Origin of the sequence: Chryseobacterium sp. Leaf394 (assembly GCF_001424105.1) — a bacterium.
In the GTDB taxonomy this organism is placed as follows: Bacteria; Bacteroidota; Bacteroidia; order Flavobacteriales; family Weeksellaceae; genus Chryseobacterium.
In genome coordinates this window covers 622,343-643,743 of sequence record NZ_LMQH01000011.1, presented here as the reverse complement: position 1 = coordinate 643,743, position 21,401 = coordinate 622,343, and the positions used below count along the sequence as shown (strand labels likewise).

The 21,401-nt window shown below is 35.4% G+C and carries 17 protein-coding genes; 14 read left to right on the top strand and 3 right to left on the bottom strand.

The window, feature by feature from the left end; all coding sequences use genetic code 11:
* The first annotated feature begins 8 nt into the window (after window positions 1–8).
* The gene (locus ASG21_RS07415; protein ID WP_056077715.1) at window positions 9–284 is read left to right on the top strand and encodes a DUF6520 family protein; all 276 of its coding nucleotides are present in this window, start codon (window positions 9–11) and stop codon (window positions 282–284) included.
* A gap of 560 nt (window positions 285–844) precedes the next feature.
* On the opposite strand, the gene ASG21_RS07410 is transcribed toward ASG21_RS07415, so the two are convergent.
* Window positions 845–1,705, bottom strand: coding sequence for a lamin tail domain-containing protein (locus ASG21_RS07410; RefSeq protein WP_056077711.1), 861 nt, complete (start codon window positions 1,703–1,705; stop codon window positions 845–847).
* Between the two features lie 352 nt (window positions 1,706–2,057).
* Between ASG21_RS07410 and ASG21_RS07405 the strand changes: the two genes are divergently transcribed.
* From ASG21_RS07405 to ASG21_RS07340, 13 genes are all read left to right on the top strand, one after another.
* Window positions 2,058–2,735: a response regulator transcription factor gene (locus ASG21_RS07405; RefSeq protein WP_056077710.1), complete on the top strand. Its 678-nt coding sequence runs from the start codon at window positions 2,058–2,060 to the stop codon at window positions 2,733–2,735.
* 3 nt (window positions 2,736–2,738) lie between these two features.
* On the top strand, window positions 2,739–4,025 hold the full coding sequence (locus ASG21_RS07400) for a HAMP domain-containing sensor histidine kinase (protein WP_056077707.1): 1,287 nt from the start codon (window positions 2,739–2,741) through the stop codon (window positions 4,023–4,025).
* Window positions 4,026–4,153: 128 nt separating this feature from the next.
* Window positions 4,154–4,522, top strand: a complete 369-nt coding sequence (locus ASG21_RS07395; RefSeq protein ID WP_056077704.1) for a diacylglycerol kinase family protein — start codon at window positions 4,154–4,156, stop codon at window positions 4,520–4,522.
* The gene (locus tag ASG21_RS07390; RefSeq protein WP_056077701.1) at window positions 4,519–6,477 is read left to right on the top strand and encodes an alkaline phosphatase family protein; all 1,959 of its coding nucleotides are present in this window, start codon (window positions 4,519–4,521) and stop codon (window positions 6,475–6,477) included. The genes ASG21_RS07395 and ASG21_RS07390 overlap by 4 nt, the downstream gene beginning before the upstream one ends.
* Window positions 6,478–6,490: 13 nt before the next feature.
* Complete coding sequence (locus ASG21_RS07385) at window positions 6,491–7,087, top strand: phosphatase PAP2 family protein (RefSeq protein WP_056077699.1); 597 nt, start codon at window positions 6,491–6,493, stop codon at window positions 7,085–7,087.
* 122 nt (window positions 7,088–7,209) lie between these two features.
* Window positions 7,210–7,875 carry a phosphatase PAP2 family protein gene (locus tag ASG21_RS07375; protein WP_082482394.1) on the top strand — a complete coding sequence of 222 codons (666 nt, stop codon included), beginning with the start codon at window positions 7,210–7,212 and terminating at the stop codon, window positions 7,873–7,875.
* Window positions 7,876–7,957: 82 nt separating this feature from the next.
* On the top strand, window positions 7,958–8,995 hold the full coding sequence (locus ASG21_RS07370; RefSeq protein WP_056077689.1) for a sulfite exporter TauE/SafE family protein: 1,038 nt from the start codon (window positions 7,958–7,960) through the stop codon (window positions 8,993–8,995).
* Between the two features lie 47 nt (window positions 8,996–9,042).
* Window positions 9,043–11,469, top strand: coding sequence for a TonB-dependent receptor (locus ASG21_RS07365; protein WP_199767872.1), 2,427 nt, complete (start codon window positions 9,043–9,045; stop codon window positions 11,467–11,469).
* A gap of 20 nt (window positions 11,470–11,489) precedes the next feature.
* Window positions 11,490–12,080: an HD domain-containing protein gene (locus tag ASG21_RS07360; RefSeq protein ID WP_128414240.1), complete on the top strand. Its 591-nt coding sequence runs from the start codon at window positions 11,490–11,492 to the stop codon at window positions 12,078–12,080.
* Window positions 12,081–12,095: 15 nt separating this feature from the next.
* Window positions 12,096–12,884: a phosphatase PAP2 family protein gene (locus tag ASG21_RS07355; protein WP_082482393.1), complete on the top strand. Its 789-nt coding sequence runs from the start codon at window positions 12,096–12,098 to the stop codon at window positions 12,882–12,884.
* 376 nt (window positions 12,885–13,260) lie between these two features.
* Window positions 13,261–14,358, top strand: a complete 1,098-nt coding sequence (locus ASG21_RS07350) for a PIN domain-containing protein (RefSeq protein WP_056077678.1) — start codon at window positions 13,261–13,263, stop codon at window positions 14,356–14,358.
* A gap of 383 nt (window positions 14,359–14,741) precedes the next feature.
* A complete protein-coding gene (locus ASG21_RS07345; RefSeq protein WP_056077675.1) occupies window positions 14,742–16,619 on the top strand; it encodes a T9SS type A sorting domain-containing protein in 1,878 nt (625 codons plus the stop codon).
* Window positions 16,620–16,787: 168 nt separating this feature from the next.
* On the top strand, window positions 16,788–17,225 hold the full coding sequence (locus ASG21_RS07340) for a hypothetical protein (RefSeq protein ID WP_056077671.1): 438 nt from the start codon (window positions 16,788–16,790) through the stop codon (window positions 17,223–17,225).
* A gap of 274 nt (window positions 17,226–17,499) precedes the next feature.
* Here the strand turns inward: ASG21_RS07340 and ASG21_RS07335 are convergent, their stop codons facing one another.
* Both ASG21_RS07335 and ASG21_RS07330 read right to left on the bottom strand, forming a co-directional pair.
* On the bottom strand, window positions 17,500–19,989 hold the full coding sequence (locus ASG21_RS07335; protein ID WP_056077668.1) for a prolyl oligopeptidase family serine peptidase: 2,490 nt from the start codon (window positions 19,987–19,989) through the stop codon (window positions 17,500–17,502).
* Window positions 19,989–21,368, bottom strand: coding sequence for a RagB/SusD family nutrient uptake outer membrane protein (locus ASG21_RS07330; protein ID WP_056082225.1), 1,380 nt, complete (start codon window positions 21,366–21,368; stop codon window positions 19,989–19,991). The genes ASG21_RS07335 and ASG21_RS07330 overlap by 1 nt, the downstream gene beginning before the upstream one ends.
* Window positions 21,369–21,401 lie beyond the last annotated feature (33 nt).

The window sequence follows — 21,401 nt, the reverse complement described above, 5'->3', positions numbered from 1 at the left end:
TTTTTATTATGAAAAAAATTCTTTTTCCTGTAGCCCTAATTGTATTAGGAACAGGGTCAGCATTTGCCACAATGATGGCAAAAGAGAGTAAAAAAGCCATTGTAAAAGGCTACAGAATTGTTGATGTCGGAGGCGGACAGTTTGAGTGTCAAAACACCTTACAGGACTGCAGCAACATTGCAGTAGGCGCATTCTGCCAATGGACTGCAGATCCAAATGTAGAATTGCACAACGCCGGTGCTTCTGAAACGATGTGTGGTGATAATCTTTATGAGTTACCATAACAATCAGGGGACGCTTTTTGCGTCCCTTTTTAATTACTTTACAACTAATAAGACCATTTCCTAAAAGTTAACATTAAAATTACAAATATACCCTGCCAGAAGTTTTCGTTTGCAAGTCTTTACATAGCTCCGCCTAAATGCCCTGTTATTGATTTATAAATTCGAAAGAAATCAATACACAGTGTATTATTAAATAATTCTCCTTAAATTCACACAAAATTAGATAACCAAAAAAAACTTAACACATGATCCAAGTAGTTCTAGAAATTGCAATAAAGATAGCTGATTTTATCAGCAGTCTTTTCTAATAGTATTAAATCAGAATATTTATTAAGTTAATCCAATACTTTGATTTACTCTTTTTATAATCCATTTGATTTTAGCAAAAGTCGTCACATGTTCTCAAAAGCTTTAAAAATTGTACCTAAATAAAGATTTAGAATAAGTGTAGGTATAATAGAATGAGAATTCAAAAACATTCAAATCATAAGAGGCTATTATTGGCTAATAAGAAAACAGTTGCAGAGGGCAACTGTTTTCTAAGTTAATTGTTTAGCGAATTACTCTTTTAAAATCTTTTGGGAAACCACTTTATTGTCGCTAATACCTTTAATAATATAAGTTCCTTTTTGCAGCTCTGCGATATTAAGTTTATCATTATTATTTACTGATCCTGTTTTAATCAGCTGCCCTGAAAGAGTATAAACTTTTACATCTTTCACATCTCGACGGAAAAAAATTTCATTATTCTTTACCAAAGTATTTTGTATGAAATTGCTGTTATTCATGGAGCTGGATAATATATCATTTACGGCTAAAACTCCAGCCTGTGGACTAGGAAGGGTAACGGTAAAATCTACGTTATTATTATTAGTGTCTCCTGAGACTCTCGTAATTGAATTTAATATGCTCGGAGAAGGAGCAGCTCCTGAACCTTCGTATTGATTAGCCAGACCATATCCCACAAAGTCTAAAACATTGGATGCAGTGGGTCCACTAACCTGTGTGGTATTATTTGCCAAAGCAACTTTACCAGAAGTAAGGGCGAGTCCTAAGCCAAGTCCTACTGTAGGAGCGGTTCCGTTAAAATTAAGTACAACGTTTACAATAAGATTGGGATTAACGAGATTGATAATTCCGCCACCATCAGAACCTTCTTGAATTAAATAAGTCTGTCCGGGAGCTAAGGTAATATTAGGCAGTGTATGATACTGGGTAAATGCTCCGGAAATTGGGCCATACTGTATGGTTGCACCATTAAGTGTAGATGTAGCATTTCCAATATTCTTTAGTTCTATGAAATCATTAGTAAGCGTTGCTCCTAAAATTCCACCTCCCGTATAAATTTCATTAATAACGATTTGAGCATTAGATAATGCAACGGTCGAGACCAGCCCGATAAAAATAAAGACTTTTTTCATAATATTTGATTTTGGTTACTAAGTCATCTTGCAATATTAATACCAAATACGTAATCATAAAGCGAAAATATTACGAAATATATACCATATTTACATTATATGTAATTATATTAGAATATACAGTTATCACAAATTGCTTCATGTGTGAAGCAGTTGACATAGCAGGTGGAGGCTACTTAAAAGATATGGGCTAATTAGTTCCTAAAATGAATAAAAAATCCTTTTTAGATTTATTATGAGTATCTAAATTTGAAACTAATGTATATATAAAACATTTTTTGCAAAAACGATCTTTTTTAATTTTGTATATCCCTTCAAAATTTCTTCAAAATTCAAAGTGTAAATTAGCACAATGAAAATCCTTATCATAGAAGACGAGATCGAACTTGCAAAAAGCATTGCCGAATATCTATCTGGCGAAAATTACATCTGTGAATTCGCAACCACTTTTTACGAGGCTATTGAAAAGATAGGAACATTCCAGTATGATTGCATCCTACTGGACATAATGCTTCCCGATGGTAGTGGCCTCGCAATTCTTGAGGAACTGAAGAAGCAAAATAAACAGGATGGTGTCATTATTATATCGGCCAAAAATGCTTTGGACGATAAGATCAAGGGACTTCAATTGGGTGCTGACGATTATCTTACCAAGCCGTTTCATCTTTCAGAATTGATGGCTAGGATTTATTCCATTATTAGAAGAAAACAGTTCAACAATTCCAATATAATCAATCAGAATGAATTGCAGATCGACCTTTTATCTAAGACGGTTACCATCAATAATAAGACAATTATCCTAACAAAGAAAGAATTTGACCTGTTGATCTATTTTGTAGGCAATAAGAATAAAGTAATTTCTAAAAGTACCTTGGCTGAACATCTTTCCGGTGACTTTGCAGATATGTTGGATAACCACGATTTTGTATATGCCCACATCAAGAATCTAAAAAAGAAATTATACGATGCCGGATGTGATCACTATCTAAAAACAGTGTATGGAACGGGATATAAATGGCAAACAATTTAAACTATGAAACCTTTATTAAGTAAAACCACAAGACCATTTTTAGTGTTTGTAATGATTGTGCTGGTGATAAGTATTCCGGTGTATTATTTTGTGGTAGATTCGATTTGGCAGGATGAATTGGATGAGCATAATGAGATTGTTGCAGAAAAAACTGGATATGAGCTTAACAAGATGAATGCTTCCATGGATGAATTACAACGCAGTGTTGCATTATGGAACCACATTCAGCCTGGAACCAATATTGAAAGAATATCTTCCAATCAATTAAAGAAGGACTCGATCTTTACAACAGAAAAATACAAACCTTTTTCTGCGGACAAAACAATCGAACGTTACAGATGCCTTCAAAAGCTTATTTACATTAAAAATCAACCTTATCTCTTTACCATAGAGACTAATATTGAGGAAACTGAAGGCACAGTGATGATCATTGGTCTCATTACATTATTCTTTTTTATATTGATCGTAACTGGATTGTTCATTCTAAACAGAAGGCTGTCCAAGACGATCTGGATGCCGTTTCGGGACACATTGGACAAACTTAAAAACTTCAATCTCAATACCCAGACAAACATTGAATTTCAAGAGACGGATACTTTTGAATTTGAAGAATTAAATGGTTCATTGAGAAAGCTGATCGACCATAATGTATCCGTTTACAAGACGCAAAAAGAGTTTACGGAAAATGCCTCACATGAATTGCAGACGCCTTTAGCCATTCTCAAGAACAAACTTGATCTCTTGTTGCAAGATGAAAATCTGACTGAAAAACAGTACAACATTGCAGAGGAGATGAACAAAGCCCTGACCAGAAGTTCAAGAATCAATAAAAACCTTTTGTTGCTGGCTAAAATAGATAACAGCCAGTTCGATAATTCTGAGAGCATTCAGATCGATGAGATACTTCATCAAAGTATGGATGTTTTCAGCGAGCACTTTGAGCAAAAGAATATCGCTGTAACAGAAAATATCTCTTTCGATGTTAATGTCAATGGAAATGTTGGATTGACTGAAGTTTTGATCAATAACCTGATCCTAAATGCAATCCGACATACATCACGTGAAGGATCGATCTCCGTAAAATTAACAAATTCATTTTTTCAAGTTTCCAATTCTGGAAAAGAAAAACTAAATACAGACCTTCTGTTTAAAAGGTTTTCAAAGCTTTCTACAGACAATAGCGGAAGTGGCCTGGGACTGGCAATCATCAATGAGATATGCAATTTTCACCGTTGGACGATCGATTACAAATTTGAAAATAATCTGCACATTTTTACTGTCAAATTGTAAAATTCAAAATTTCTTCAAAATTCACTTCTAGTTTTGCTGCATAATTTCATGTATGCAGATAATCTCCTGTTCCTTAATTACAAAGGCATTTAAAAATAAAAGTGTTTTTCAAATTGCAAATCATTGATATGAAGGATATCAATGACAATTTCCTGAAAGGAAGAGCCAAAAGCCTTAAGTACACATTTAAAGGCGCTTATTTGCTGCTAAAAACAGAGCATTCTATAATGACACAGGCTTTTGTTGGTGTTATTTTCATTGTTCTCGGATTCTATTTTAAGATCACAAAATTTGAATGGATGTTCCAGATCCTGGGTTTCGGACTTATTCTTACTGCGGAAAGTCTGAATACCGCCGTGGAAAAACTCTGCGATTTTGTTCATCCGGATTATCATAAAAAAATCGGTTTTGTTAAGGACATCGCTTCCGGAGCAATGATTTTCGCTGTGATCTCAGTTCTAATATTACTCGCTATAATATATTTCCCTTACTTATGAAAAAGCTTATAACTGGAAGATTTTCAACACTATTCGGTGTTTTAGGTTTATATGTTTTATTATCAACGATAATAAGGATCGTATTGCTTTTCTGGTCAGTGAAAGATCTCGATCTTAATTTCATCAATATAATCAGGGCATTTTTTACAGGTTTTCTGTTTGATGTGACGATGGGTTCATTGTTTTTATCATTGTACGCCTTTTACCTTTTGATCTTACCAAAAAGATGGATCGGATCTTTGTTCGACAAATGTTTTATTTATTTTTATCTGATCTTAATTTTCATCATCATTTATTTCAGTCTTTTGGCAGAAATTCCTTTCTGGGATGAATTTGGTGTAAGATTCAATTTCATTGCGGTAGACTATCTGATCTATACCTACGAAGTTGTTGAAAACATCAACCAATCTTATCCTTTGCCCGTGATCGGTGTTGTTTTGGTGGGGTTGATCATAGCAACGTTTGTCTTGTTTAAAAGATCAAATATTTTTAGAAACACATTTTCTGAAAAAAGTCCTTTCCGTAATCGTTTTACCCATGCCGTTCCGGTTTTGGCAATTGCTGTTATTTTAGGACTGGTAATGAAGAACAAGCAGGCAGATTTCAGTAATAATCTAGTGGTCAATGAATTGGGGAAGAATGGTGCTTTTTCTTTTGTAACTGCTTTCAAATCAAACGAACTTGATTATGAAACTTTCTATCCTAAACTTCCCGAAAAAGATGCTTATTCCATTGTTAAAAGTGATCTCTTACAGCAGAATCAAAAATATACAACTACCAAATACAATGACATCTCCAGAATAACCACAGGGAATCAGGAACAGAGACCTAATATTATTCTTATTGCCATAGAAAGTTTCAGTGCAGATTTTCTGACAGAGTTCGGGAATAAAGATCATCTCACGTCCAACTATGATCAATTGTCCAATGAAAGTATCTTCTTTACAAACCTCTATGCAACGGGAACGAGAACGGTTCGTGGAATGGAAGCTTTAACACTATTTGTCCCGCCAACTCCGGGAAACAGTATCGTAAGGAGACCAAATAATCAGAATTTATTCTCGGTTTCTACAATTGTAAAGTCAAAAAATTATCAGCCATATTTTATTTATGGTGGTGACGGTTATTTTGATAATATGAACACTTTTTTTGGCGGACAGGGATTTGACATTGTAGACAGGGATCGTGGAAATCCATTATCTGATGATATCAAAACACAAAGATTTGCAATTCCTGATAACGAGGTGAAATTCGAAAATGCGTGGGGAATCTGCGATGAAGACCTTTACAAACAATCCATCAAGTATGCCGATAAAAGTGCCAAAGCAAACAAACCGTTTTTCCAGTTTGTGATGACGACTTCCAATCACAAACCCTACACTTTCCCGGCAGGAAAGATCGATCTCCCGCAAGGTGACAGAAATGCTGCCGTGAAATATACAGATTATGCTTTAGGGAAATTCATTGCCGATGCCAAAACCAAACCCTGGTTCAAAAATACCGTATTTGTTATCGTTGCAGACCATTGTGCGAGCAGCGCCGGAAAGTGGGAGATCAATATCGACAGGCATCATATTCCTGCCATTATTTATAATCTTCCACAGCCACCAAAAAGAATTGACCGCCTGACTTCACAGATCGATCTGATACCTACATTGTTCGGATATCTGGGCTGGAATTACAATACAAGTCTGTACGGAAAAGATATTAATCAAATGAAAGCTGGAGATGAAAGAGCTTTTATCGGCAATTACAGAACGTTGGGAATGTTGAAGGGAAATATATTTACCCAAATTGATGACAGAAAGAGATTAAAGCAGTTTAATGTTTCAGGAAATGAAAAGCAAACTTTATCCGAATTAAAAACAAAGGATCAGGGATTGGCTGCCAAAACCATCTCATATTATCAGACGGCAAGTGTGAGATTTAAGAATGGGAAGATGAAAGTTAGGTAAAATTTTAATAATTATGGGATTATTGATCGAGAGTTTAAAACAGTTTGACACGAAAGTATTTCTGATGATCAACGGAAATCACAATGTTTTTTTTGACACCCTAATGTACTGGGCGAGCGATAAACTATTCTGGATTCCATTCTATGCAATTTTATTATTTTTTTTAATCAGGATTTATAAAAAATTCAGCATTTATATTGTTGTTGCAATTGCTGTTACAATAACATTGTGTGATCAGACCGCTTCAGGGTTGATTAAGAATCTTGCGAAACGGTTGCGCCCTTCACACGATCCATCATTGATTCATTTAATCCACTTAAGCAAGGCAGGGGCGGGAGGAAATTTCGGTTTTGTGTCGTCTCACAGTGCCAACGCATTTGGGCTCATCACATTTCTTTTCTTTTTATTGCCTTCGAGATACAATTGGCTGAAAATAATTTTGCTTTTATGGGCTTTATTCGTTTCCTACAGCAGGGTATACAATGGCGTGCATTACCCCTTTGATGTTATTGGCGGGGCGATTGTTGGTATTGTGTCCGGAAGCCTTATCTGGATTTTATTCAAAATATTTTTTAAGAATAAAGATCTTAATATTAACCAGGAGGATTGATTTTAATCTGATCATAACCAACTTTTAATTTAGAATTATTATTCACATAGTTTTCCAGGGGTTTTAAATTCAAAATTAATTCAGATTCATACTGTTGTTTTGTACTTATAAATTCCTTTGTAATGAGATTGACCATTTTTCTAAAAAACAATGAGAGACTTTTATTTAAGTCTACATTAATAACACTTCTGGTCATATTTATAGTGCTGGCGGTCTTTGTTTTTGTAGCACCGCCCGAATTTCTGGACATTCATATATCTGAAGAAATACAAGAGAAACAGACCCCGCTTCTCAATAAGATAATGATCTGGATCAGCTGGTTTGGCCAGCCTTTAACGGCAGGTGCCATTGTGATCTTAAGTTCATTTTCGTTATTCATCTTCAAATTTAAAAGAGAAGCTGTATTGATCTTATCAACGCTTTTATCCAGCATTCTGGGATTAGGACTGAAAATGCTTGTGAACCGTCCTCGGCCTTCCAAAGATCTGGTCGTGCTTTTGGAAGAAACGAAATTCCAAAGTTTTCCCAGTGGTCACGTTTTGTTTTACACCGTATTTTGTGGAGCTTTGATATTGATTATTCTTCGTTCTAAAGCCATTAAAAACAAGATAAAATTATTTCTTATTGCCACTTGCCTTTCAGTTATTTTCTTTGGGTCGGTCTCTCGGGTTTATCTTGGTGCCCATTGGTTTACTGATGTTTTAGGTGCATTTGTTTTGGGGGTATTCATCGTTTTGATTATGGGTTATTTTTATATTGAAAAAGAAAAAAATGTTTCTGAAATCTGAAACAAAAATTCAAAATATCTTCCAAATCGAGATTCACCTTTGTATTGTAAAATATGACAATGTGTAATCTTTTATTGAGAATATGGTTTTAAAAATTTTGCTTTTGTTCTCAGGAACTATTTTAGCTTTTTGGCTCAGCTCCATTTGTGGTGGGGGAGCGAGCCTTATCCTCATCCCAATCCTCAACTTGTTACTGCCTAGTTCAGTAGTTCCTTTTTCACTGACTATCGGTACTTTTACAAGTTCTGTTTCAAGGATCGCTGTCTTTAAAAAACATATCAACTGGAAAATTTTCATTTGGTTTGTTCCATTTTCAATTCTTGGGGTCTTATTGGGTGCTTATCTTATTAAGTATATTAATCCCAATTATTTACAGTTGATCGTTGCCTTATTTCTTGTGGCCAATTTGCCTCAGGTTTTTAAATCTAAAGAGACAGAAGAATTAGAAGAAAAGCCATATCACAAATTTGTTTTGGCTATAGTTGGTTTTCTTGCAGGTTTTGTCTCAGGGATTACCGGTGCAATCGGTCTTTTATTCAACCGTTTTTATTTAAAATTCGGACTAAAGAAAGAAGAGATAGTCGCAACAAGAGCTGCCAATGAGGTCTTCCTCCATCTTATAAAACTGATTATCTACATCGTATTGGGATTATATTCCCAGACAGCTTTATGGTTAGGTTTGGCGATCGCGGTTGCGACGATAATTTCATCCTATACCGTTAAATATATTCTTCCTTACCTAAGTGAACATATTTTTAGAAAAATAGGGTATGGAGCGATGGTTGTTTCTGGAATTACCTTATTGATAGGAACTTCTGATAAAATTATCAAGCAGGATAAAATTGCTTTTGCCACTGTTCAGAATAATGTTAAAAAAGAATCCATCATTTCATGGAGAAATACGGACCTTGTACTGGAGTACAGTTATAATGACGGTCTGGAAATAGAGAGACCCGTTCATTCAGATGAATTGCCCCCTCATCTTCTTAGAAAGTATAATTTGCTTCTTAAGGAATATGATACGATTCAATTAGAAAAGGTTTTTGTTTTCAAGAAACAGCCCAGCTATGAATTTTATTGTTATAAAAATAAACAACTTATCAAGTTGGATATGGAGTAATTCAAAATTTCTACAAAATCATTTTAGAATATTGTCTCAAAATAAATATGATGTTTAGAATCAGATTATTGCTTTTTTTGATAACGGTATTATACTCATCTGTTGCTTATGCACAGGTTGCAGGAATTACAATTTCCGGATTAATCAAAAATAAAACGAACAAAATGGCTTTGTCTTATGTGAATGTCTTGGCAAGAACAGAAAAAGATACTGCATTTGTAGCAGGAACAATTACCAATGAAGGAGGCAGATTTTCGTTAACAGGAATCAATCCTGGAAATTATCAATTGGAATTTTCGCTTTCGGGATTTCGGAAACATAGGCAGACATTTTTTGTAGGAAGTTTATCAGAATTTTTAGAGATTCCTCCAATAGAACTTGAACAAGAAGCTGATAAAGAAACAAAAATCGAAGAAGTTGTTATGACAGGTTCTAAAAAAAACGAAATCAGCGATCAGCTTGATAAAAAGACCTATTCTGTCGCAGATAATATCAGCCAAAATGGAGGTTCTGTTTTGCAAAGTATGCAAAATCTTCCAGGCGTAACCGTTCAGGACGGCAAAGTACAGCTTCGTGGAAATGATAAAGTAACAGTTCTGATTGACGATAAACAAACCGCTCTGACAGGTTTTGGAAGCCAAAGCGGATTGGATAATATCCCGGCTTCTGCAATTGATAAGATCAAAATCATTAACAATCCGTCTTCGAAATATGATGCCAACGGAAATGCTGGAATCATCAATATTATTATGAAGAAAAACAAGCAGGACGGCTGGAACGGCAAAGTTGGTTTCACATATGGAACAGGCTCATATTGGGTGAGAAAAGAAAATCTTCCCACGATCAGACCTCAATATACGATCACGCCAAAAATCAATCCTTCGGTTTCGCTAAATTACAGAAGGGATAAGGTCAATATTTTCCTTCAGGCAGATAATTTATATACGGAGACATTGAATAAAAATGAATTTGTAACCCGAACATACGACAACGGGACGATCATTAATTCACAATTAAAAAGAAACAGAAATACAAATTATCTCACCACAAAAGCAGGAATCGACTGGAGTATCGATGCTCAAAATACATTGACCATTTCAGGATTGTATGGAAGCGAAAAGATTATTGACCGCGGGGATCAGCCATTTTTTAACGCAGATTTTTCTCAGCGTCTTCGTCTTTGGCAGTTTCTGGAGGATGAGCTGAAAACCACAGTTATGGGAACGGCTTCTTATCAGCATAAATTCAAAGATGCCGGGCATTTATTGAATGTTGGATTCAATTATACTTTCCACAGAGAAGACGAAAAATATTTCTATGATAATTATTTGCCGTCTTCGACCGGGACGGATGCTTTTAAATTATTGTCAGATGAGCAGGTTTATGATCTTAATATTGATTATGTAAAACCTCTGAAATACGGACGATTTGAAACAGGGATCAAGCTGAGAAACAGAAGCATTCCTACGGATATGAATTTTATTCCGGGTGTAAATTCGGTATTAGATGTCAACGCGGGAGGTGGGGCGACTTATAAAGAACTGATTCCTGCACTTTACGGGAATTACATTTTTGAAAATGAAAAATGGGAAGCCGAATTGGGAGTAAGACTGGAATATGTAAAAATTCAGTATGATGTCAACCCCGATCATCAGACTTATAAAAGTGACAGCTATCATTATACGCAGCCTTTTCCAAACCTGAGATTGGCTTACAAATTAAACGACCATAACAAGATATCAATATTTTATAATAGGAAAGTAGACCGGCCGAACGAAGTTGATATCCGAATATTTCCAAAATACGATGACGCTGAAATTATAAAGGTAGGAAATCCACAGCTAAGACCGCAATTTACCAATTCCGTCGAGATGGGACATAAGTATAACTGGGATAGTGGTTATTTATATTCAGCATTATATCACCGTTTTGCCAACGGAACGATCACAAGAATCTCCAGTATTGTTCCTGGAAGCACATTGATTTTTGCTGTATTTCAAAATGCCGGAAAAAGTTATAATTCAGGGCTGGAAACAATCCTGAATCAGAAGGTTTCAAAGGTCTATTCTTTTAATATCAATGGAAATATTTACAGAAATCATATCGATGCATTTTCGGTAGAGAACCTTTATCCGAAACTCAATATATTTTCTGCGCATCAGGAAACAGCCCTTTCCGGAAATGTGAAATTGAACAATGTTTTTAAGATTTCCAAAAGTTTTGATGCCCAGTTAACCGCCGTTTATCTGGCTCCGGATATTATTCCGCAGGGAAAGATCGGGTCGAGATTTTCAATTGACCTGGGCATTAAAAAATCAATCCAAAACGGAAAAGGAGAAATATTCCTTAATGCCGGCGATCTGCTGAATACAATGGCCATTAAGAAAAATATCCAGGGAAATGGATTTGCTTACTCAAGCGATGATTATTACGAAACGCAAGTGTTGAGACTAGGCTATAGTTACAAATTTTAATTGAGAACTTAAGAATGGATATGAATAATTTAGTAGAAGCTGTAAGCAATTATGTGAAATTATTTTTGTCGGAAAATCTTTCGGACCAGCTTACATTTCACAATATAGAACATACATACGATGTTGTTGATGCAGTGCGGGAGATTGGTTTACAAACCCATCTTTCTGACTATGAGATGCGTATTGTACAAGTTGCAGCTTGGTTTCACGATTGCGGGTATGCTTCCTGTTACAAAGGTCATGAGGAGGAAAGCAAGAGAATTGCTAAAACATTTTTAGAAAACTTCGGTTGTGAAAATAGTTTTGTCAATCAAGTTTTGCAATGCATTGATTCCACAAAATATCCCCAGCATCCGACATTCTTAACGGATCAGGTGATGTGTGATGCTGATATGTTCCATTTAACAAAAACCAACTATTATCAATATGAAAAAGCTTTAAGACTGGAGTTCGAAAAATACCTTGGGCTCATTTTTACCGATGAAGAATGGAAGAGGAAGAACAATGATTTCTTTTCAAATCATCAATATTTTACACTATACGGACAAAATATCCTTTCGAAATTTAAAGAGGTGAATGTCCGATTCAGTAATTATCCTAACGAATTTTAATACACAAAAAAAGAAATGTCCAATTATCTTCAGAAAACTGCAGGCTGCCTTTTCATATTAGTATCGGTCTTCGGAAAAGCTCAAAATAATGATACGATCAAGGTTCAGGAAATAAAAATAGACAGTACAGTAGTTTTAAATACCGAAAAGAATACTTTAAAATATAAAAAACTGATCATTCCCACTGCATTGATCGGTTATGGTGTTGGGAGTTTAAGTGAGAATGGTCTTAAACAGCTGAATTTCTCTACCAGAGATGAGATCAACGAACACAAACCGGATCATATCAGACTGGATAATTATACCCAGTTTGCCCCTGCTGCTTTGGTGTACGGTTTAAATGCTTTCGGAGTGCAAGGAAAGCATAATTTTAGAGATAGAAGTATTATTTACGGAACTTCTATGTTGATAACATCAGCTATTGTAGTGCCTTTAAAACATATTGTGAAAGAAGAGAGGCCGGATCAGTCCAACAATCTCTCGTTTCCTTCAGGGCATACTGCGATCGCATTTGCTTCTGCCCAATTTATGTTCAGGGAATACAAGGACACCAATTTCTTATTGGGAATTTCAGGATATTCTTTAGCTGTTTTCACAGGGGTCTACAGAATGCTGAATGACAAACATTGGTTCGGCGATGTTGTCGGGGGAGCAGGTTTCGGTATCCTTTCGACAGAATTAGCCTATTGGTTATATCCTAAAATCAATCATTTGATAGGAGGGGAAAATCAAAAGTCAGCGACTATGATTATGCCTTTTTATCAGAATAAAAACGTAGGGATTGGCTTTGTTAAAAACTTTTAATAAAGAGAACTATATAATTCTATTATATAATTCTAGCTTTGCTAACTTCGACTACCGCCGCTGTTTTACTAAAGCAATTGTGTAGAACGTCAATCTAAATTTAGCAATGGGGCGATTATCATTTTGATTCTGGAGTAAAATGCCTCAATTCATGGAAAACCATATATAAAACGAACCGGATTATCTTTCGTAATATTCTGTTCCAAACACGTAAAAACCATTTGATTACGGGCAATTCCTGTGATATGATGCATCACTAAAGATACGAATTTAATCTCCCACAATTGAAATGTTTTTGCTACTTTTGAAAGTAATTAACAGGGGTTTTTTCACAGACTGACGTTAGCAGAAATTATAAAAAAGCAGTTAAATTGATATGATCATCTTCCTAGACACAAATATTTTTTTCAATAATTGGCACGTCACAAATGCTAACTTCAAATTGCTTTTTAATTTTGTTTCAAATACAGGATCAAAACTTCTCATTTCTGAAATTGTTAACAATGAGATTAATAATAAATGGAATCAGATATCTGCCGAAACTTACAGTTCATTAATTGCACATACGGAAAAATATCAGAAATTATTTGATAAAAAATTTCACATTACAATTCCAGATCTGAATGGTAAAGTATATAGTTTCAAAGAAATTATTACAGCGAAATGCGAAAATGTAATTTTTTATAACTATGATAAAATTGCAAATTCTATCTTAGTTGAAAGAGCAATCAAGCGAGTTAAACCCTTTCAAGAACAAGACAAAGGATTTAGGGATACTCTAATTTGGTTATCATTTTTAGAATATATTAGAACTAATAATAGTAATGAGGAAATAATTTTTATTAATAATAATTCTTCTGATTTTTATAATAGCAAAAAAGATGGTTTAAAAGAAGAACTATTACAAGATTTAAAAGAATATAATATTGAGAATAAATTTTCAGTTTTTAAAGATTTATATTCATTCGTAAAATCTACAATTGATAAATCAAAACACGCAATAAATATTGCAACAATTGGTGAGGATCTTATTGAACCTTATGAACGCCTTATTGAAATTGAAACAGAACACTATATCAATAGTCTTTCGGATTTAGAGAAAATAGAAATAACGGGAAGAAATCCTGAGCTTAAGAAATTATTAGCATCTGTAAATTTGATAAATTTTCACGTTGAAGAAGGTATTGAAGATTTATCCTATCTAAATTATAAAATTTTAGACAACCCCAATTTAATATTTCTAGAGTTAAATTTTAATTTAAGGATTTGCGAAGTTGAATACTATATGCCTTCATCTATCTATGATGAGAATTATAAAATCTTAAACAGTAAATTTTATAACAATGAAGAAGTTTCGGGCAATACAAAATTTTACGATTTTCTTCGAATAGATTTTCACGTTTCATATACATTTAACATTGAAATAGAAGAAATTGAAGGCTATGTTATTAATCGTAGTGAAATTTTGAAATAATAACTTCTGCTAATAAGGTATTTATACAAGCGAGTATGAAGGTTTTCATCGAAGACTTTCGCAATTAATTAAGTTTTTAGCAAGTAGAGGGTTTTCGTATTCTATCCCGCCTGCACAAATACCCAACCGTTGTAGATTAAATTAAATCTCAAAAAACGATCAAAAAACATATTAATTACAAATATTGATACTAAAGATCAGAAATCATATTTCCGTAAATGTTTTTTTGGTAAGAAAATACTGAATTCGAATATTTGAACTTTAGAAAATCCAACACAGAACGAAAGTTTAATTTAAATATACTTGCACAAAATTAAATCCTCTATTACTGAAATATTAAAAAAAATACTATTTTTATCAGATATTTTTAAAACCAAATTACTATGATTACTCGATTTAAAATTAAGCTCTTTTTTTTATTAATACCTCTAACTACATTTTCCCAGACCTATCAGTGGCAATGGGCCAGGCAAGGTGGCGGAAACAGTGGTTCCAGTGGTGTCGGATTTAATGAGACTACCGATGAGATGATTCGTAGTGTGGCCGTGGATAACCAAAATAATTACTATTATCTTTCTTCTGTATTTCAGGGGACTCCACAACTCGACGGCCAAACGGTAACACATTACGGTTCTAGAGATCTGCTGCTATTCTCGACAGATTGTCAGGGAAATATTCGCTGGAGCCAGACAATTGGCGGATATGGCGACGGAGAAAGTGCATGGAAACTAGAGACCGATAATAATGGAGGGCTTTATATCATGGCCAATGTGGTAAATCAAGCCAACATTAATGCACCTACTACGTACACTGCGACTCACTTTGATGTTAATACTGCTCTGCCGGTAGTAAATGTTGCTTATAACAGCTCCGATCCTGATCCAGGGATTAATACGGCATTCCTTCTAAAGTATAATACTTCAAACGGCACATTAGCGTGGCAAAAGCCTCTGCAGGGCGATGTAAGTTATTCGGTCAGATTCGCTGATAATGGTGTATGGTGTATGGACAACTCTAAAAATATTCATGCAGTTTTGGGTTTTGCAGCGGGAACGCACCTTAATGGAATGATAACTGTACCCTCAACTTTTACAAATACATTTCAGTATTATCTTGTAAAATTCAATAACAATAATGGAAATATGACGCCGGCACCAAATCCGGTTTTACTTCCCGTCACAGGGAATCTGGCATCAGCTGTTGGGGGAGGCAAAATAAATATGCTGTATGATGAAACTCTGGACAGGTATTATATTGCAGGCTCAAGAAGTTCAGGCTTCGGAAACCCATTTCCTTTTTCATATAATTCTGTTCCTTTTAATAATGACGGATTTATGCTGGCCCTAAATGCTTCCAATGGAAATGAAATCTGGAGAAAAGAATTCAATACACCCAATACCATCTCTCAGGACGATAAAATATTCGGACTTGTAAAAGATAATGAATCTAATATTTATCTTTCAGGTTATTATTACAGAGGAACAGACCCTACATCTATCGCGACGTTTGGCACTTACAGCTTTCCATTACCTTTTAACAGCGGGATCAATCCATTTGTGTTGAAGATTAATTCTTCAGGAACTGTACAATGGTCGAAGATTCACGACGGTTTAACTGCTACCGCACCCATGGGATACCGGTTTATGAGAGGATCTATGGTTATTAACGGTAACGAGCTGGCATTTATTAAAGGGGCAATCGGTGACAAATGGGGGACTTATCAAATGACCAGAGCACAAAATGATCTTGCAGATCCTTTATTGGTGAGACTGAATAAGGATACTGGAGACATACTGGGAACCAATGAAATACAGAGCAACTTCGGTTTTCAGGATGAGCTTTCTGCAATTGCTGTGGATAATGACGGTAATTATGTAGTGGGCGGCCTCTTTCACAGCCAGCTTTTTACAGATACCTCTGATGGAGTAAATACACTCATAGCAGCTGGAAACAGTGGGAAATCTCAATTTTTCATTTCTAAACTTGCAAAGTCGACCTGCGGACAGATGTCGGTTGAGGAGACATCAGCCCAGGCAGAAATCAGTATATACCCGAACCCTGTACACGATATTCTAAATATCAACAGCAAAGAAGCTTTAAAATCTTTTGAAATTTACTCTTCAGCCGGTCAGCTTTTAAAAACCGGAAACTTAACTTTAGAAAATTCTTCGGTTGATACAAGTCAATTAAATAAAGGAATCTATTTTATAAAATTAAAAACCGCAAAAACTGAGGTCAGTGAAAAATTTATTAAGAAATAATTCTAATTGTGATAGCAATTAGACATTATAAACCTAAATAATTTTACAGTCATTAAAAATCTCAGAAAAGGAAGATATAAGAATTAAATATGCTCTATCTCTTTAATGCCCACAGACAATACAGTGTGAATTTGTAGGAACTATTGCTAATATTAAATACTTCTCCACATGAAGCAAATTAAAATATTTATAGGATTTATTTCTCTTTTTTTACTTTTTGGATGTTCAGTTTCGACAGAATTTTTTATACAAAATTTAACGTCCTCGAAACAAATTATAAAAATTAATTTCAGAGAGAAAATTCCGAATTATCCTGAACAAGATACTTACGGATGGCTCGGTTTTAATTATATAAACGAAATAGTAAAGCCTGAGTATTTTATCAAAAATAAAAATCTTAAGTCTTTAAAAAAAACATTTGTCAAGGACTCTGCAATCAGTGTTGAGTTACCTGCATTTTCAACAACAAGGATTGTAAAATCAAAAAATTATAATTGGCAATCGAGGTTACAAAGCATTGAAATTCAGAATCAAAAATACACTATTAAAGATTTGGAGAAAAGGGCTAAAAAAATAAAGTATGATTACATCTACCAGATTGAGTGAAGTTTAAAAACAATAGATGATATTAACTCTTTATTAATAAATAATCAAAAAGGAAATGAATATAATGATTACAGAAATTGGCGAAAAATAGTAAATCAAAATATCAACAAACGATTTTATAAATGCCATTTTGATGATGTAAGTAAACAGACAATTTACTTTTTAGAAATCTTATCATGTTATTAAAAATATATGTCTTTCATATTTATAGGATTTCTAGACTGACATGTAGAATTACAAATATCCTCAACAAATTAATTGTGAAACGAAGATGCTACAGAGCATCCTTTGTTTCCTTATTGATCCATTCTATTTCTTTTTTATCCTTCAAAAAATAATTCCACCAGTCCAGGATCCGGCTGTTCAAATCCACAATTTCCTTAGAGTTTATAGCAATACTGTGCTTTTGGCTATCATACAATAATGCTACAGCTCTTTTCCTGTTTCTCAGCAGTCCCATAAAAAAATTCATCGTCTGACTTGTGGGAGCATTGATATCTTTTTTTCCGGACCACATGAGCACAGGCGCATTGACATTCTCAACATAATTAACAGGATTATTCCTGAAATACAACTCCTTATTTTCGGCGTAGGATGCGTTCATCGCAAACTGCCCGGACTCGAATCTGGAATAGTCTGCAACTTTGAAAAGGTCATTAAACGAAAAGTAAAAACTGGTGATATCGCCCAAAGAAGCACCTGAAACATAAGCTGCGAACCTGTCTGATTGAGTTGCAATAAAATTAGTTTCATAACCTCCCAGTGAATGTCCTATCAATCCAATTTTTGCTGCATCAATATTGATGTTTTTGAGAACGGCATCCAAACCGGCGTTCACACAATCCAGAGCTGCTCTGCCCATTCCTCTTCCATCAGGTACAATATCCGGTTGAAATACAAAATAACCATTTTCCACCAGTAACTTTTTACTGAAGCCATTATTACCCAATTCTGAGGAAAAGAATTTATTTGCACCAGTATGCAATATCCCATAAATATGTACTATCATAGGATATTTCTTTTCAGGATTATAATCAACAGGATAATACAATACTCCTTTTAGAGGCTGTCCTAAGCTATTTTTATAATGGAGGATCTCCTGTTTAAGACTTGCTATCCTGTTTTCCGCCGGAGTACTACTGTACAACAGTTTACTTTTTGCACTGCCAGCTTCTCTTTGATTTAATACCGCAGGTCGGTTAAAATTTTCCTCTACGGAAAAGAATACTTCAGCTTTAGGACTGTACGTAAATTCTCTCACATGTTCTCTTGTGAAAGGTATAATTTCAGTAAGCTTATACTGATCAAAAGCATAGTATGCACTATCATCCTGCAAATACCTATTCACATTTAGTAAAAGGCTTTCTCCCGTTTTTATCTGGCTGATTGATGCGATGAAAGTACTGAATCCATGAACTACTTCAGGATTAAACTTATAGAATTTTACTTTCTCTCCTTTCCCTATGTTAAGCAGTTCTGAGGATTTTGATTTTACATGATATTTCAGAAGATCAGTGTCCGTTTCAAACAGGATTTCAGCACCAGTATCGGTAAAAACAGGATTTGAAGCCTGTAAAGGCAAGTGAAGATTTTCCGATTTTTTATTAAGGTGATCGTAGAGTAACCACCCTTTTCTGTTGACTTCATATCCCAACGTATATCTTCTGTCAGCAGAAGCTATCAGTCTGCCGGTCCGCTCAAATATTTTTTCTGATTTACCGGTTTCAGTATCATAAAGATAAATATCAAACTCCCTCTCTCCAGTATAACTGAAGTTTTCATCACTGCTGTATGCCCAAAGAAACCGTGAATCCAGCATCCCTACATAATTATTAAATTGTTGTACAGACAGTTGCTTAACTTTATCATCCCGGACATTCCAGACATAGTAATCATGCGAAAGACTTCCTGTCTTTTGATCTCTTAATGTTTTATCACCTGCATACCATATTTCCAGCATGTTGCTTTCCACAGGCCTCTCTGTTTTTTGAAAATCAACCAGAAAGACTTCTTCATTATATATCTGGGTTACATTGATCCTGTCGTTTTTGAATGAGCTAACTGCATCACTTTGAAATATTTTATCATCAGTAATTCTCACTACAGCTACGGTAAAAACATTACTATTCCCGACGGCTTTGTTTTTATTGACCGTCAGAAATTTCCCTGAATCTAAAAATGCTATTTTATTTATTTTATAACCGGTGTAATAAACACGCTTCATCCCTTGGCCGTCCCATTTAATAATCTCATATGTACTGCCTGCTCCTTTTCTCACAGCATACAGTACCTTCCCGTTACCAACAAGTTCTGTTACATCCGTCAGCGTTTTCAGCAAGTTTCCATTCTGACTGTATACGGTAATAGTTCCTTTACCGTCTTCAATAACAAACTGTTTGCTATCCTTCAAAACTACAGTGCGTTTCACACCATCAAAAGATTTTGCCTTTCTGCTTCGAAGATTTAGAAGCCCGGCTTTGTTATATCCTGATGAAAGTATTGTTTCATCAGTCAAAAACGAAACATCAGATTGACCCAGTGTCGTGTCAGCTATTGGATTTGCAGACTTCCGGTCAAATACCAAAACAGTATCGCTGTTGATTTTGTAAGTTTTATGTAAAGCTACATAGCGCTGATCCGAAGACGAAGCCAGGATTCTGATGTTCGCATATTCCCGCATGTTCCTCTCCGTTGACCCCCCTGTTTTCTGTGCAGAAATAAAAATTCCTGCACAAAATACCAGAAGTAAAAAAAACCTGACCATCAGTATCCCTGGTTTTGAGGATTCAAATTTTTATTCAACAGCAGCTCACTTTGGGGAAGAGGCCAATTCCGGTGGTAATTCTTCCAGTTGGGTTTCGTCTGAATCAGTGTATCCAACAAACCAAATCTTTTTAGTGTCAGGAAACGGTTTCCCATTTCTGTAAAGAACTCTTTTCTGTTTTCCTTTACAATCTCATCCAGTAATACCTGCTGCGTTACTGAAACGGGAAGCATAACCTGACCTGATCTTTGCCTGATCGGATTGATAAACGGTATCGCATCCGCCGTTTTATTCTGCCTTGCCAATGCTTCCGCCAAAAGCAAATAGGCTTCTTCAAGCCTGAATACAATGGAATATTCAGTTGTGTTGGCAGATCTTGCCTTGTATTTTTCAATACGGTACCAAGTCGTCCCGCCAACGGTTACCGCAGCCATCCATTGAGATTTTCGAAGATCACCAGCTGTAAATGAACTGACCAGTAATGATGACGCTGCAACATAAAGCGGCGCTGCATTGGCGAAGTAATAAGCTGTTGCTTCCTTAACAGCATCAGTATTGTTTCTTGGTTTGAGCTGCCAGATGATGTGCGTTCCCGATTTCAGAAATACCTTCGTCAGGTCATTCTGAAACTGATACAGGGAACTCTGAACAACAGATTTTAAAACAGTTTCGGCCTGCTGAGACTTCAGCTGCTGCATGTAAACCTTGGCAAGAAGCAACTGGGCAGCCTTCTTATTGATGAAAATTCTTTCCGCATTCCTGTAAGCATCCGGAAGCAATCCCACAGCCTCCTCCAAATCCAGCTCAAGTCTGTTCATCACCTCGGCAGAAGGTGTTTTGGAGATTGACTGATTAATCAGATAGTTCGTAGTCACAGGATAAGGTATATCCCCATAGATTTGCTGCAGATAAAAGAACAGCAGGGATCTTATGGCCAAAGCTTCCCCTTTGATTCTCTGCCGGTCTGCTAATCCTATGCCCTGAGAATATTCAATCCCTTCCAAAATCGTATTACATACATAGACTTTCTGATAAGCCGCTGTCCAGAACGATGAAGTCGTAGCATTGGCGTCATTGAGCGTATTGTTGGCAATCTCCAGCAAACCGCTCGTATTGCTTAAGGCATAAAAATCAAGATCGTCTGTGTAAAGACCAAGGCTGTATCCGCTCTGGTCACCTGAGACCGGAGAAGAATCGAAGAGCCCGGCATAAAGCCCCGAGAGAACAGAATTTGCTGTCTGTACATTTTCAAATACGGTCTCCGACTCAATCTGATTTTCAGGAAGATCCGTCTCAAGTATTTTTTCACAGGAAAAGAGCATAAAGGATACAAGAACCACTCCTGCCCATTTTTTAGTATATAGTGTTAAATTTTTCATTGTTGTCTGTTTATTGATTATCATTAGTTATGA